This window comes from Pseudomonas sp. RIT-PI-a (genome assembly GCF_001187875.1).
GTDB classification, from domain to species: domain Bacteria; phylum Pseudomonadota; class Gammaproteobacteria; order Pseudomonadales; family Pseudomonadaceae; genus Aquipseudomonas; species Aquipseudomonas coleopterorum.
Window position 1 is genome coordinate 875166 of sequence record NZ_LGIR01000011.1, and the last position, 14732, is coordinate 889897.

Here is a 14732-nt window from a genome sequence, read left to right on the forward strand (position 1 = left end):
CGGGTTGGCCCGCGCCATTCTGGTTACTGTTGTTCGCCGTGAGCCACGCTGACCGGCTGCCATTGATTGGCCTTGACCTGGTACACCGTGAACGAAGGGTCTTTGAGGTTGCCCTGAGCGTCGAAGGCGATGGTGCCGGTGACTCCTGAATACTGACTTGCACGCAAGACCGGCAAGTACTTGGCCGGATCCACCGAGTCGGCTTTTTCCAGGGCGGCGATCAGGACGCCGACACCGTCGTAAGCAAACGGCGCGTGCAATTCGATGGGCGCCTTGAAACGCTCGCGGTAGGCCTGTTCGAAAGCCTTGCCACCCGGCATCTGCGACACCGCCAGGCCCGGCTCCAGTGCCGTTACGCCTTCTCCGTCTTTCTGCGCCAGTTCCAGAAACGTCTGGCTGACGAAACCACCGGCGCCCATCAACGTGGCATTGATGCCCAGTTGCTTGATGCGACGAGCCAAAGGAGCCGCCTGAGCATCGACGCCGCCGAAGAAGATCAGGTCCGGATTCTGCGCCTTGAGCGTTGTCAGCACCGGGCTGAAATCGACGGTCTTGTCGTCCACGTATTCGCGGGCGACAACGTGGCCTGCGTGGTTGTCGACCGACTTGACGAACTGGTCAGCCAAACCTTGTCCGAAGGCGGTACGATCATCGATGACGGCAATACGCTGCGCTTTCAGCGTCTTTAGCGCGTAATCGCCCGCTACCTGACCGCCATCGTCGTCATGGCCCATGATGCGGAAACTGGTATCGAAGCCCTGCTGGGTGTACGCATGGCCGGTGGCGACCGGTGCTACCTGGGCGATACCGGCATCGTGGTAGACCCGTGCCGCCGGAATGCTGGTGCCTGTGTTCCAGTGCCCCACTACGCCAACGACGCCAGCGTCTACCAGACGCTGGGCCACGGTCACCGCAGTGCGCGGGTCGGACTGGTCATCTTCGCTCAACAGTTTGAAGGTAACGGTTTGGCCGCCAATCTTTATGTGCCGCGCATTGGCGTCGCTGATGGCCAAGCGTGCGCCGTTTTCCAGATCTTTGCCGATACGGGCAGAGGGACCGGTCAGGGGGCCGGCCAGGCCAATCAGTACTTCCTGATCGGCTTGAGCGATGGCGCTGGCCAGGCCGCTGATGGCCAGTCCGATGACGGCGGCACGTTTGAATGGAGTAGAGCGTTTCATGTCGATTTCCTGTGGTTCTCGGGCTGGCGATGCCAGTCATACGCGGGTCGGAACACGCCGGCCGTCCGGTAGCGTCGAAGGTGCAGCAAAATTCGAAAAAAGATCGGAGAGGAACACCTGCGCCATCGTCATCCGATCGAGCGTTCATTCACCCAGATAGGCCTCGCGGATGCCGGGATCATCGAGCAGTGCGGCACTGTTGCCAGTGAGATGGATGCGACCGCTGTCCATTACATAGGCGCGGTCGGTCACCTGCAGCGCCAGGCGAGCGTTTTGCTCCACCAACAGCAGCGTCATGCCGGCCTGGCACACCGCGTCTATCACCGCGAAGATCTTCTCGACCATGATGGGCGCAAGGCCCATCGACAGTTCATCCAGAATCAGCAGCCGTGGACGTGACAGCAGCGCGCGAGCCAGGGCCAACATCTGTTGCTCGCCACCGGACAACAGCCCGGCGGACTGGCCCAAGCGCTCACGCAGGCGCGGAAAATGCTCGAACAGCCCCTCCATGTCTTCATCGACCTGCTCGCGGTCACGCCTCAGGTAGGCGCCAGCCTGAAGATTCTCCAGCACGCTCATGCGGGCAAAAATGCCGCGCCCCTCGGGCACCAGGGAAACACCCTGCCGGGGCAGGCGGTGGGCCGGAACCGCGCGAATGGAATGACCGTCGAATCGGATGTCGCCAGAGGCCATGGGCAACAGGCCGGCCAACGCCTTGAGGGTCGACGTTTTCCCTGCGCCGTTCGCGCCGATGAGAGTGACGCGCTCGCCGGCGTTGACGTGCAGATCGATGCCTTTCACCGCTTCGATGGCGCCGTACCGCACGCGCAGGTCGCGAATATCCAGCAGCACGTCAGACATGAGCGCCTCCTCCCAGGTAGGCCTGGATCACAGCTGGGTGTCGACGGACCACATCGGGCGCGCCCTCGGCAATCACCCGACCGTAGTCCAGGACGCTGATGCGGTCGCAGATGCCCATCACCAGTTTCACGTCATGCTCGATCAGCAGCACGGTGTGTCCGTCATCGCGAATTCTCTCCAGCAGGCTGCGCAGCTGAAGCTTCTCGGTGGCGTTCATGCCGGCTGCTGGTTCATCGAGCGCCAGCAGCCTGGGTTCGGTGGCCAGCGCACGGGCGATTTCCAGACGACGCTGATGCCCATATGAAAGTGAATCGGCTGGGCTGTCGGCCCATTGGCCAATGCCGACGTAATCCAGCAGCTCCTGCGCCGTGTCGCGGGTTTCGCGCTCTTCGTCACGCGCGCGGCGGTGCCGTGTCAAGGCAGCCCACAGGCCGTTGTGGGTGCGCACATGGCGCCCGACCATGACGTTTTCCAGGACCGTCATGCCTTTGAACAGGCGAATGTTCTGGAACGTACGGGCGATTCCAGCCTGTGCCACCTTGTGCACCTGCGTCGGCCGGTAGGCAACGCCGTCGAGCAGGAAGCGCCCTTGCTCGGCCTGGTACAGCCCGGTGATCACATTGAAGAAGGTGGTCTTGCCCGCCCCGTTGGGCCCGATCAATCCATGCACATGACCTGGCGTGATGTTCAGGCTGACGTCGTCGAGCGCGAGCACTCCGCCGAAGCGCATGCTGACCTGTTCGATCTGCAATACAGGCGCGCTCATCGTCCACCTCCCGATGCCGGCCACAGCCCGGCCGGGCGGTACAGCATCGCCAGGATGAGGGCTAGGCCGTAGATCAACTGGCGGATGATCTCTGGATCGACCGGCACATAACCGAACAGGGCCTGTTGCAGCGGTGCCAGACTGGCGCGCAGCAGTTCGGGCAATGCCGCCAGCAACAGGCAGCCCAACACCACGCCCGGAATGTGGCCCATACCGCCCAGCACCACCATGGCCAATACCACGATGGATTCGTTGAGGCTGAACGACTCCGGCGACACGAAACCCTGAAACGAAGCAAACATGGCGCCGCTCACGCCACCGAATGCAGCGCCCATGGCAAAGGCCAGCAATTTGAAACGCACGGTGTCGATACCCATGGCCTTGGCGGCGTCTTCGTCCTCCCGAATCGCGACCCAGGCGCGGCCGATACGCGAATTCTCCAGGCGCATGCAGATGAATACGATCGCCAACGCCAAGGCGGCGAACAGGTAATAGTAGAGGTAGACCGAGGGCAGGCGCAGACCCAATACATCCTGGGTTCGCGCCAGGCTGAAACCGAACAGGCTGACCGGATCCACCGAGGAAATGCCTTTGGCACCGTTGGTGATGTTCACCGGGCGATCCAGGTTGCGCATCAGTACACGAATGATTTCACCGAAGCCCAAGGTAACGATGGCCAGGTAGTCACCGCGCAAGCGCAAGGTCGGCGCGCCCAGAAGTACACCGACGCCGGCTGCCAGCAGTGCGGCCAACGGCACCAGCCAACCGATGCCGACATGCAGCCCCGGTCCGAACCAGTCCGCCAGCAACGCGAAGTGCACCGCCATATGCGGCGAGGCCAACAGCGCAGTCAAGTAGGCGCCCACCGCGTAAAACGCGATAAATCCCATGTCCAACAGACCGGCATAACCCACGACGATGTTCAGCCCCAGCGCCAGCATCAGGTAGAGCAGCGCAAAGTCCAGGGTCCGCACCCAAGAATTGCCACCGGCCTGCCCCACTACCCAGGGTGCCAGCAATACCACCACGGCTAGCAATAGCCCTCCGGCTCGTGCCTTGGCAACGGATCCTATCGATAGACCGTTCATGCGCGGCTCGCCAGACGTTCGCCCAGAATGCCCGAGGGCCGCAGGACCAGTACCGCGATCAACACCAGAAACGCGAACACGTCCTGATAGTTGCTGCCCAGCACGCCACCCGTGGCCTGCCCCAGATAACCGGTGCCCAGCGCTTCGATCAGACCCAGCAAGATGCCACCAAGCATGGCGCCGCGCAGGTTGCCGATGCCTCCCAGCACGGCTGCGGTGAACGCCTTGATGCCCGGCAGAAACCCCATATAGAAGTTGGCGCTTCCGTAGTTGCTGGCCATCATCACGCCAGCCAATGCTGCCAACGCGCCGCCTACGGCAAAGGTGATGACGATAACGCGATCGGGATCGATGCCCATCAGGCTTGCCACCTGCGGGTTCTCCGCCACCGCGCGCATGGCCCGGCCCAGCCGGGTGCGTTCAACCAGCAGCCACAAACCAGCCATCACCGCCAAGGCAATAGCGATGCTCGTCAGCGCGGTCGCATTGGTGATCGCGCCCGTGGGGCCGGGTGTTACCTGGATGGGGTCGAGCGGCAGCAGTTGGGGAAACATCAGTGGATTGCGCGACCATATGAGCATGGCCACGGTTTGCAGCAGCAATGACACGCCGATTCCACTGATCAGCGGCGCCAACCGTGGCGCCTGCCGCAGGCGGCGGTAGGCTACGCGTTCGATCACGATGGCCAGTACCGCGCAGCTGGCCATGGCCAGGAGCGTTGCCAGCAGTAGCTGGACCACGCCAGGCAAGTCAGGCAGCGCAACCTGCAACCCCTGCAGTGACGACAGGCCCACCAGGGCACCGACCATGAGCAGATCGCCGTGGGCGAAGTTGATGATGCGCAAGATTCCGTAGACCATGGTGTAGCCCAGGGCGATCAAGGCATACAGGCTGCCGAGCAAGAGCCCGTTGAGCACCTGCTGGATGAGGGTATCCATGGTGTTGAACCATTCCGAAGACGACGACCGCGGCACAGTAATAATCTATTCTATTTTTATCAACTCTCGAATTCTACTAAGCTTATTCCATCTGATTTAACGCAATATACAGCTCAACAGATGAATAAAATCAGGGGTTTCCACACATTTCGAAGACGTGGTAAATTCAATATATGAATATTTTAGAACAATTGCCCAACGATCCCCCGCTGCGTGCAGTGCGCACGTTCGAAGCCTTCGCCCGTCACGGTGGGGTCAATTCCGCGGCACGCGAACTGGACATTTCACCCTCTGCGGTCAGTCATCAGTTGCGCTTGTTGGAAACCTTCCTGCAACAGCCACTGACCATACGCCAGGGGCGCAACCTGGTGCTGACCGAAGAGGGCCGCGAATACTACCGGGCCATCCGCTCCGCCTTTGCGGTGCTGCGCAGCGCCACTGAACATGTGCGCGAAAAGTCCGCACTGCGGCAGATCACCATCAGCATGATTCCCATGTTCGGCTTCAACCTGTTCATTCCACGCCTGCCGGTGTTCCTTCAGGAGAACCCGGGGCTGGACATCAACGTGACGTACGCGAACCACCGCAGTTATCCCAGCGATGCGGCGGACCTGTCGATCCGATTCGGTACCGGGCACTGGCCTGGCTACCATAGCGAGCTGCTGCTCAGCGGCGCGCTGACCCCCTATTGCAGCCGGGATTTTCACGCCGCCCGTGGCCCACTGGACAGCCTGGAAGATCTGCGCCAGGTGCCGCTGCTGCACGATGAAGAGCGCGGCACCTGGGCGCAGTGGTTTGCCGAAGGCGGTACCAAACACCCTGGCGCACTGCAAGGCATGCTGTTCGAAGACGGCCAACTGACGCTGACCGCAACGCTCACGGGCTTGGGTTGCGGCCTGTTGCGGGCGCCGATGGTGGCGCACCTGGAGGCCTCAGGCGAACTGATCAGGCTGTCGCCGCGGAAAATCGACGATGGGCGCGCGTACTACCTGTGCCGCCGCACGGGTGGCGAGCTGTCGGTCGAGGGCAGCAAACTGCACGAGTGGATAAAGCGCACACTGGGAAAATGATCCATGAGCGCTGACGGACGCTGCAAACGGGCCGACGCTGCAGCTGCAGCGGTGTACGCGACTGGACTCGCTGGCAAAAAAGTATCAGCACGATGCAAGAACCAGGCTACCAGCGCCCCGGTCTTTCAGAGTATGTTGCCGAAACTTTGCGGATGCCTGCGGCGGTGTTGCCCGGCTCCACGTTCGATCCATTCGAGCGGTGCCCCACATAACAAGAGGAAGCTGGATGAACAGGCAACTGCCCGCAGTCGTGGTGTTTGGTGAAGCACTCACCGACCTGGTCCAACACGCACCCGGGCGCTGGCAGGGCTATCCGGGTGGCGCGCCGTGGAACGTGGCGCGGGCCATGAGTCGCCTTGGGGTATCGACGGCGTTCGCCGGTTCGATCAGTACCGATTCGCTGGGGGATGAGCTGTTCAAGCAGTCCGAAGCCGCAGGCCTGGACATGCGTTTCCTGCAGCGTATCGACGTCGATCCGTTGGTGGCGATCGTGCCCTCCAGCCACCCTCCCCGTTATTTTTTCGCCGGCGAGGCCGATCTGCATTTCGACGTTCAGCTTCTGCCGGCGGGCTGGCTGGAAGCTGCGCAGCTCTGCCATTTCAGTTGCATCAGCCTGGCGCGCCAGCCACTGGGTGACAGGCTGGTGGAAGTGGCTCGGCAGGTGAAGCGACACGGCAAGCTGATCAGTTACGACCCCAACTGGCGCAACCTGATGGACAGCCGTTACCGTGAGGTGACCTTTCCGGCCATGGTGGAACTGGCGGACATCATCAAGCTGTCGGATGAAGACCTGCGTCACATCTATCCCGGTTTGAGCGAAGAACAGGCCCTGCAGCAGCTGCGCGAGATGAACGCGAACGCTCAGGTACTGTTCACCCGTGGCGCCGATGGCATGGTGTTATTCACCCTGGGCAGCAAGGTCGAGCAGGCCGCCATCGCCGTCGAGGTGGCCGACACCGTGGGTGCCGGCGACGCGAGCATGGCAGGCTGGCTGGCTTCGGGCCTGTTGGGCATCGAAGCGGCGCAGGCGCGCCTGGCCTTCTCTGCGGCATGTGCTTCGGTGTCGTGCGCCAATGCGGGCGCTTATGCACCCAATCGTGAAGAAGTCGAACAGCTCTTGGTGCGTTCAGGTGAACCGCACTGAGCCCTTCGCGGCCACGGACCGCTCCTACGGGAGGGCTGCAGATTACCGTAGGAGCGGTCCGTGGCCGCGAAGCCGCCGACGCCGTCTATTCGGCAGCCCAGCGCGTCGGCGGTTTCAGGCGATTAGAACACAGGGTTCATGTTTTGCCCTCGACGATGGCGCGGGGGATATCCCCACACTCGCTGTACAGGGATAGACCAGGGTACCCCTCGGCCGTTTGATCGGGATTCACCGCAGGCACGATGAATGCCAACCACTGACCTCAACCGATCGGCAGTTCGCCGGTCACGATTGCCGTGACCAGAAAGATCCCGAACATCGGCAACGACCACTTGAAGAACTCCTTCTGGTATTCACCGAAGGTCATCTCGGTGCGATTCATCAGCAGGAACAGCCAGGCCACGGTGGGGCTGGCGTAGCGCAGCGCCTGGCCCATGAACGAAGCGACGCCGATTTCGGTGGGGGTGATGCCGAAGCTGTACGCGATCGGCGCGACCACCGGCAGGATGCCGAAATAGTAGGCGTCCACCGGCAGTGCGTAGCAGGCCAGCGCGCCGAGGAAAGCGAAGATCAGCGCCGTGTGGCTGCCCATCGATTCGGGGATCAGGCTGGCCATGTGCTCGGCCACCGCGCCGGCCATGCCGCTGCCGTTGAAGATGCCGAGGAAACAGCCCGCGGCCAGAATGATCGATGCCACCGCCACCGCATCGCCGCCGTTGGCGGTGATGCGCTCGCGCTGCTCCACTGCGGTGTAGTTGACGGTCAGTGCCAGCGCCGTGCCCAGCATGAACACCACCGCGCCACTGGCCCAGCCGGCGATGAGGATCACCAGCATGGCCACCGTCAGTGCCAGGTTGAACAGAAACAGCTTGGGCCGCTTCAGTTCCTTGTCGTGGTCTTCGATGACCGTGACCATGTCGGCTATCTGCTCGGCGGTGACAATGACCTTTTCACCGGCAACGAAGCCCAGGCGCTTGCGCTCCTTGATGCCCATCAGATACGCCATGCCGAACACGTAAATGAACGACACCCCCAGAATCGGCAGGATCGCCACGAACAGCGTGCTGACCTCCAGGTTGAGCACCGCCGCTGCCCTTGCCAACGGGCCGCCCCAGGGCAGGCAGTTGCCCAGCCCGCACGGCAGGATGATCAGCATGGCCAGGTTGGACAGCTTCATGCCCATCTGTTTGTACAGCGGCAGGAACGCGGTGGTGATGATCAGGATGGTGGTGGTGCCGTCACCGTCCAGGGTCACCACCGAGGAGGTGAATGCCGTCACCAGGATGATCTTCAGCGGGTCGCCGTTGGCCTTGCGGATCAGGTAGGTGCACAGCGGGTCGAACAGCCCCACGTTCATCATCAGGCTGAAATACAGTACGGCGAACAGAATCATCACCGTCGGGTTCACGGTGCCCAGAGAGACCTTGCCGTCTGCGCCCTGGGAATAGAACAGGCCCTCCCTGATCCACTTGATGATCATCTCCAGCGGCACACCGCTGAGCAGGCACACCAGCACCCCGACCGCCAGTGACACGACGATCAAGCCAGTGAAGGGCGAAAGTTTCTGCCTGATCACCAGCAGCAGGAACGACGTGATCAACGTATAGCCCAGAATGGTCAGCATCCGAACGTCTCCACCTATTATTTTTATCGTGAGAAGCAGCGTCTGTTACGCAGGCCCGGCCTCGGCCGCCGAGCCTGTCGGGCTTCAGCGGCCCTGCAGCAATTGGGTGACCCAGTCGGGTGCCAGCTCGGGCAGCGGCTCGCCGCCGTCGCGGCAGCGTACGTAGTGGTCGATCACTTCGCGGCGCTGCTCTTCGTAGGCACTCTTTTTTTCCGATGCTTCGAGCACTTCCAGCAGGCGTGCCCGCGGCACCACGGTAACGCCGTCGTAGTCGCCGAACACCAGATCGCCCGCTGCCACCTCGACGCCGGCGCAGGTCACGGTGGTGTTGATCTTGCCGGGCCCCTGCTTGCCCGGACTGCGCTGCATGAAGCCTTTGGCGTAGACGGGGATGTCCAGCTCGGCGAGCGGCACCTTGTCACGCACGCAGCCATCGATGACCAGCCCGGTGAGCCCGACGGCCTGCGCAGCGCCCGCCATCAGGTCGCCGATGTAGGCCCGCCCAGGGTAGCCCTTGCCGGCGACCACCAGCACATAGCCCGGTTGTCCCTGATACACGGCCACGTGAATCGGAAAGTTGTCGCCGTCTTCGGTGTCGACGGTGTACGCGGTGCCAAGCATGACCTTGCGCTCGTCGAGCGGCATCAGGTCGGCGTCCATGGCGCCGTTGCGGGCAATGCCCAGCTTGGCCATGCCATCGCACAACTGGGCGGGACTGAGCTTGCGGAATCGGTCGAGCAGGTCTTGGGGGATCAGTTCAGGCAGGGGCAGATAGTGTTCGGTATTCATGGGGTTGTCCTCAGCGATGGTTGACCAGATGGCGAATGGCGGCGCGGTAGTCCAGTTCGCTGCCGTTCTCGCCCAGTTGCGTATGCCAGTCGGTGGCGGCGAGTTTTTCCAGCTGGCGATGGCTGGCCCGGGACATGGTGGCGTCGACCCCGGCGTCTTCGAGGGTGGCGACGACGTCGTCCATCTCGGCGCTGCGGCGCTTGGCGTGGATCAGGGTGCGGGCGGTAAAGGTGTTGGCCAGTTGCTCGACGGTCTTGCCATCGAGGGATTCGCCCAGCGACTCGACCAGGGTGTCGAGCACGCCGAACTTCTCCCCCGCCTGAAAGGCTTCGATCAGCAGTTGCGGCAGGCCTTTCATCACCACGCTTTTGAGCATCTTGATCGCCGACGCGGCGCCCGCCTCGGCGTCGAGCACGGTCAGGCGCATGCCGTAGGGCGTGAACGCTTCTGCAAAAACCGATGCGCCCTCACCTGCCAGCAACATGGGCACACGGTGATTGTTGCCGGGTACCGTGCCCATGACCGCGGCGTCGCAGAACGCCACGCCTTCGGCTCTGGGCAATGCGTCGACGGCCTGCTTGACGGTGGGCGCGGCCGAGTTCATGTCGACGTAGGTTTGCCCGGCAACGAGCAGCGGCAGGATGCGCTCGGCCACTGCCAGAGCACTGCTGGCGCTGGTCAGACAGAGGATGAAGCGGGCGCCTTGGCAGGCGTTTTCCAGAGAGTCGAAGAGCGTGACTCGGGCGTGCTCGGCACGGTGGCGGATCGCCGCGCCGCGCTGGGGATCGTCTGCGTGGGCATCGTAGGCGCCGAGTTGCAGATCGGCTTGGGTGTGCAGACCGGTGGCCAGGTGGTAGGCGGCCTCGCCAAATCCGATGAAGACCAGTTTCATCCGTGTGCTCCTTCTTTGTATTGTTATTGAAGGAGTGGGAGCAAGGCATGTGCCAAAGTAGGCCGACCGAGTTTTTATCCAACAGGATCAGGGAGTTAAGGTCGGTGGGAATACAGGACTGAAGTCCGCTCGCGTGCAGGGTGATTTCACTTGATTGCAAAAGCTTTCATCAGCCCCTAACGTGCAATGCGCGCCATCGATCCATGACAACTCCGACAAGAAGGACGCCTCCCATGCAGGGCAAACTGGCTGTCATCTCCCCCTCCACCACCCTTACCACCGTGATGAACCAGGTATTGGAACGACGCGGCCTGACCGTGGCCGTGGTGGAGGCCGCGCAGCACCAGGCGGTACTGATGGCGCAGCAGGCGCTCGACGCGGGCACCAGTGTGCTGATCAGCCGCGGCAAGACCGCCAGCGTGCTGCGCGAGCGCTTCCAGGTGCCGATCGTGGAGGTGCGTCATACCTTTTTCGATTGCATCAATGCCTATCACCAGGCGCTGAAGGTGTCGGAGCGGATCGCCTTCCTCGCCACCTCGGACGGTTACGCCGCCATCCTGGAAAAGGCCCGGCCCTTCATGCCAGCGGTGACCATCTGCTCGATCGACCCGTTCGGCAGCGCCCAGAGCACCGACCTGCAACTCGACCGTCTGCAGGCCGAAGGCATCGAAGTGGCCATCGGTGGTCTGTCGCTGGAGCCGGCGGTCAGGGCACGCGGCCTGCGCTACGTGATGTCCGAGGCCGATGCCGACGCCGCCGTCGATGCCATCGACGAAGCTCTGCACCTGCTGCGCATCGAGCAGGAGCGTCTGCACAAGCGGCTGGAACTGCAGGGCCGCTACGAAATGATCCGCTCCATCCTCGATTGCGTGTCCGAAGGCATTTTCAGCATCGACAGCGACGGGGTCATTACCAACATGAACAATGTCGCCACCCAGTACCTGGGAGCCGTAGGCTGTGGCGACAAGGTGGCCGGTCTGCTGCCCCAGGATTACTTCGCCCGTGTGCTGGACAAGGGCGAGGCGGTGCGTGGCGCCCTGATCAACCTGGGGCGCCTGTCGCTGACCCTGAGCATCGCGCCGATCAACTTGGGCCAACAGGTGATCGGCGCCGTCGCAACCCTGCAGAAGCAGACTGAAATCAAAGCCATCGAGCAGAAAATGCGTCGGCAACTGGCGCGCCAGCACGTGGCCGAGAACACCTTCGCTTCGATCATCGGCAGCAGTCCGGCGCTGGCCAAGGCCAAGCGGCTGGCGCAAACCTTCGCTGCGGTGGACAGCACGGTGATGATCGAAGGCGAAACCGGAACCGGCAAAGAGTTGTTCGCCCAGAGCATTCACAACGCCTCGAAACGCCGCCACGGTCCGTTCGTGGCGATCAACTGCGCAGCCTTCGCACCTGGCGTGCTGGAGAGCGAGCTGTTCGGCTACGTGAAAGGCGCTTTCACCGGTGCCCTGGCCGAGGGCAAGGCCGGTGTGTTCGAGCTGGCTCACACCGGCACGATCTTTCTCGACGAGATCAGCGAAACATCGGCGGAAATCCAGCTCAAACTGCTGCGCACGCTGCAGGAGCGCAAGGTGGTGCGAATCGGCGACGACAAGGTCACGCCGGTGGACATTCGCATCATCACCGCCAGCAACAAACGCCTGCCGCAGTTGGTCGCCCAGGGGTTGTTTCGCGAGGACTTCTTCTACCGCATCTGCGTGCTCAAATTGCAACTGCCTGCCCTGCGCGAACGCCGGCAGGACATTCCGGAACTGGTCACGCACCTGCTGGCCAGCTCTGGCATCCCCGCTGCGCCCCCTGGGCCGCAGCTACTGGCGCGGTTGAGCGCCCACGATTGGCCGGGCAACATTCGTCAATTGGGCAATATCGTCGAACGTCTGGCGGTCATGAGCCAGGGCCGCGACATGAGCGGCGCCTGGGTGGAAGAAGCACTGGAAGACTTGCCCCCGCCCGCCCCGGCCACCCCTGGACTTGCCCGCAGCGAGCAGCAGGTGCTGCTCGACACGTTGCAGAGCGTGCGAGGCAACCGCGAACAGGCGGCGCGGCTGTTGCAGATCAGCACCACGACCCTGTGGCGGCGCATGAAGAAGTATCAGGAAACAGACCCGGAGGCCTTCGCTGCGACCCGTCTTTACGGGCCGCAGGAATCATCGCTGAAGGGCTAGCCTGGGGCTTCAGGAATAGACCTGGACGCGCTGGCGGACCGGCTGGGCTTGGCGTACAGGCTGCTGCTGACGCGTCAGTTGCGCCTGGACCACGGCCACCGCATCCAGCACGCGGTGCGTCCAGCGATCGTCATCGGGACGAACCACGACCACACGAAAGCCGTGCTCGTGGCCCTCGCTTTCCACGCCTTCGGAGTCGTCGACGTGCAGGTCGATATCGAAGGCCGGCGGAAACTTCGAAGGCGACAGGCTCATGCCATGGCTGGCCAGGGCCCGGCTGTGGACCTCGCTGTTGACCACGCCATCCACCCGAATACCGTGCAGCAGCAGCCAGCGCTTGATGTAGGCCGGCGTGCGGCCCGACGAGGTGTACACCCAGATGCTGCAACCCTGACGGCGCAGTTCACGGGTCAACGAGCGGGTGCCGATACGCAGTGGCTCACCCAGCCAGCGGTGGACGAAGCCCGGCAGCCAGCTGCGCTCGGCCTCGCTGTGATGGGGCAGGCATGCCAGGGTGTCGTCGATGTCGAATGAAATACGCACGCGCGGACGGTTGAACGGATTCATCGGAATAAGACCTGTGATCGCTTGCCACATCGGTTTGAGTCACGTTTGTAGAGTGTCGGATTCATCGTCCCCTGCCCTCATGCAGCGCCAGCTGCTTGTGAGTGAGGAAGAACTTTTTCGGGTCCGGCGCCTGTTCTTCGAGAAAGGCGGCGTACTTCTTCTTGATCTTGGGCAATTCGTAAAGCGCCTTGACGCCATGCTTGGCGGAATTGCGGATCACCGACGAGGGGTTGAAATAGCCCGGCGCATTATCCACCGAGAGCACGAAAGGTGGTAGCCCTGCGCGGATCAGCAGGTAGCTGACGATCAGCGAGCCGGTGCGGTTGTTGCCTTCGATGAACAGCTGCGGCTTGCTCAGAATGCGCACGTACACACCTGCCGCACGTTTCCAGACCGACTCGCTGCGGTAGGTGCAGTACCAGTTGTAGAGGTCCTTGATGCCGCCTTCGGTGTTGTTGAAGAAATGCTCTTCCGTGGCGGCCAGGTGCTGGGCGAACTCGACGCGGCGCGCCGGATCACGCCCGCAGAGCACGGTGGCGTTGATCTCCAGCATGAGGTTGACCTGTTGCAGATCGAACAGGTCCACCCCCTGCGCCACGTAGTCGTCGACCAGGGCGTAGCCGGCCAGGACGTTCTCCACCACCTCGTCGGTCAACGGATCACGCTGCTCGGTGAAGTGCTTGCTGAGCTCGGCGAAGCGGCCCTGCACTTCACGCAGGGCTCGTTCGATCGCGGCCAAATCAAGACGACGGGTTACCGACATGAATGATCCTGAATCCTTGAGGAGTGAGGCAAAACGAGGGCTTCCTGCCATCGCTCAGCTGAACTTGCCGCTGATGTAATCACCGGTCATCTGTTCGCGCGGGTTCTCGAAGATCTGCGCGGTCGGGCCCATTTCCACCAGGTAGCCGGTGCGCGTGCCCTGGGAGATGTCCACCGAGAAAAACGCGGTCGTGTCGGCGACGCGGATGGCCTGCTGCATGTTGTGGGTGACCAGGGCGATGGTGTAGTCCTTCTTGAGCTCCACCATCAGTTCCTCGACCCGGCGCGTGGCGATCGGATCGAGGGCCGAACACGGTTCGTCGAGCAGCAGCACTTCGGGCTCGGTGGCAATGGCGCGGGCGATGCACAGACGCTGTTGCTGGCCACCGGACAGCGACAGGCCGCTGACCTTGAGCTTGTCCTTGACCTCGTCCCACAGCGCGGCACCCTGCAACGCGTGCTTGACCCGATCGCCCAGGTCGCCCTTGTAGCGGTTCAGCCGCAGGCCGAAGGCGACGTTGTCGAAGATGCTCATGGAAAACGGGTTGGGCTGCTGGAACACCATGCCGATGTAACGGCGCACCACCACCGGGTCCACGCCCTTGCCGTACACGTCCTGACCCAGGAAGTGCACGTGGCCTTCGAAGCGAAAGCCTTTCACCAGGTCGTTCATGCGGTTCAAACTGCGCAGTACGGTGCTCTTGCCACAGCCCGAGGGGCCGATGAAGCCGGTGATCTTGTTCTTCTCGATGGGCACGTGGCTGTCACGCACGGCCATGAAGTTGCCGTAGAAAATCTTGTCGAGCTTGCAGTCCATGACCACAGGTGCCTGGGTCGCGAACGGGACGGCTTTTTGCACGGATAGTACACTCACAATATAGG

General features: G+C 62.5%; 14 protein-coding genes. 3 read left to right on the forward strand and 11 right to left on the reverse strand.

Going from position 1 to position 14732, the window contains the following annotated elements; genetic code table 11:
- Positions 1-23: 23 nt before the first annotated feature.
- The 5 genes from AC788_RS06195 to AC788_RS06215 form a co-directional block, all read right to left on the reverse strand.
- Positions 24-1178 (reverse strand): branched-chain amino acid ABC transporter substrate-binding protein, encoded by a 1155-nt coding sequence (locus AC788_RS06195; protein WP_049859725.1) that lies wholly within the window; start codon positions 1176-1178, stop codon positions 24-26.
- A 144-nt stretch (positions 1179-1322) separates the two neighbouring features.
- Positions 1323-2039, reverse strand: coding sequence for an ABC transporter ATP-binding protein (locus AC788_RS06200; protein WP_049859726.1), 717 nt, complete (start codon positions 2037-2039; stop codon positions 1323-1325).
- Positions 2032-2805, reverse strand: coding sequence for an ABC transporter ATP-binding protein (locus AC788_RS06205; RefSeq protein ID WP_049859727.1), 774 nt, complete (start codon positions 2803-2805; stop codon positions 2032-2034). Before AC788_RS06205 ends, AC788_RS06200 begins: the two co-directional genes overlap by 8 nt.
- Entirely contained in the window at positions 2802-3893 is a 1092-nt protein-coding gene (locus tag AC788_RS06210; protein WP_049859728.1) for a branched-chain amino acid ABC transporter permease, read from the reverse strand. The genes AC788_RS06205 and AC788_RS06210 overlap by 4 nt, the downstream gene beginning before the upstream one ends.
- A complete protein-coding gene (locus AC788_RS06215; RefSeq protein WP_049859729.1) occupies positions 3890-4831 on the reverse strand; it encodes a branched-chain amino acid ABC transporter permease in 942 nt (313 codons plus the stop codon). The genes AC788_RS06210 and AC788_RS06215 overlap by 4 nt, the downstream gene beginning before the upstream one ends.
- Before the next feature lie 173 nt (positions 4832-5004).
- On the opposite strand from AC788_RS06215, the gene AC788_RS06220 reads away from it, so the two are divergent.
- Positions 5005-5901 (forward strand): LysR substrate-binding domain-containing protein, encoded by an 897-nt coding sequence (locus AC788_RS06220; protein ID WP_049859730.1) that lies wholly within the window; start codon positions 5005-5007, stop codon positions 5899-5901.
- A 226-nt stretch (positions 5902-6127) separates the two neighbouring features.
- Positions 6128-7045 carry a carbohydrate kinase family protein gene (locus AC788_RS06225; protein WP_049859731.1) on the forward strand — a complete coding sequence of 306 codons (918 nt, stop codon included), beginning with the start codon at positions 6128-6130 and terminating at the stop codon, positions 7043-7045.
- A 262-nt stretch (positions 7046-7307) separates the two neighbouring features.
- Here the strand turns inward: AC788_RS06225 and AC788_RS06230 are convergent, their stop codons facing one another.
- The 3 genes from AC788_RS06230 to AC788_RS06240 all read right to left on the reverse strand — a co-directional run bounded on the left by AC788_RS06230 (position 7308) and on the right by AC788_RS06240 (position 10350).
- Positions 7308-8669, reverse strand: coding sequence for a CitMHS family transporter (locus AC788_RS06230; protein ID WP_049859732.1), 1362 nt, complete (start codon positions 8667-8669; stop codon positions 7308-7310).
- Between the two features lie 84 nt (positions 8670-8753).
- Positions 8754-9458, reverse strand: a complete 705-nt coding sequence (locus tag AC788_RS06235) for an S-adenosylmethionine--2-demethylmenaquinone methyltransferase (protein ID WP_049859733.1) — start codon at positions 9456-9458, stop codon at positions 8754-8756.
- Positions 9459-9468: 10 nt separating this feature from the next.
- Positions 9469-10350 carry a DUF1932 domain-containing protein gene (locus tag AC788_RS06240; RefSeq protein ID WP_049859734.1) on the reverse strand — a complete coding sequence of 294 codons (882 nt, stop codon included), beginning with the start codon at positions 10348-10350 and terminating at the stop codon, positions 9469-9471.
- A 233-nt stretch (positions 10351-10583) separates the two neighbouring features.
- Between AC788_RS06240 and AC788_RS06245 the strand changes: the two genes are divergently transcribed.
- Positions 10584-12521 carry a sigma-54-dependent Fis family transcriptional regulator gene (locus AC788_RS06245; RefSeq protein WP_049859735.1) on the forward strand — a complete coding sequence of 646 codons (1938 nt, stop codon included), beginning with the start codon at positions 10584-10586 and terminating at the stop codon, positions 12519-12521.
- 9 nt (positions 12522-12530) lie between these two features.
- Here the strand turns inward: AC788_RS06245 and AC788_RS06250 are convergent, their stop codons facing one another.
- From AC788_RS06250 to pstB, 3 genes are all read right to left on the reverse strand, one after another.
- The gene (locus AC788_RS06250) at positions 12531-13088 is read right to left on the reverse strand and encodes a hypothetical protein (RefSeq protein ID WP_236690471.1); all 558 of its coding nucleotides are present in this window, start codon (positions 13086-13088) and stop codon (positions 12531-12533) included.
- Between the two features lie 61 nt (positions 13089-13149).
- Positions 13150-13851 carry a hypothetical protein gene (locus AC788_RS06255; RefSeq protein ID WP_049859737.1) on the reverse strand — a complete coding sequence of 234 codons (702 nt, stop codon included), beginning with the start codon at positions 13849-13851 and terminating at the stop codon, positions 13150-13152.
- Positions 13852-13905: 54 nt separating this feature from the next.
- A complete protein-coding gene (gene pstB / locus AC788_RS06260) occupies positions 13906-14667 on the reverse strand; it encodes a phosphate ABC transporter ATP-binding protein PstB (protein WP_010210300.1) in 762 nt (253 codons plus the stop codon).
- Between the last annotated feature and the right edge of the window lie 65 nt (positions 14668-14732).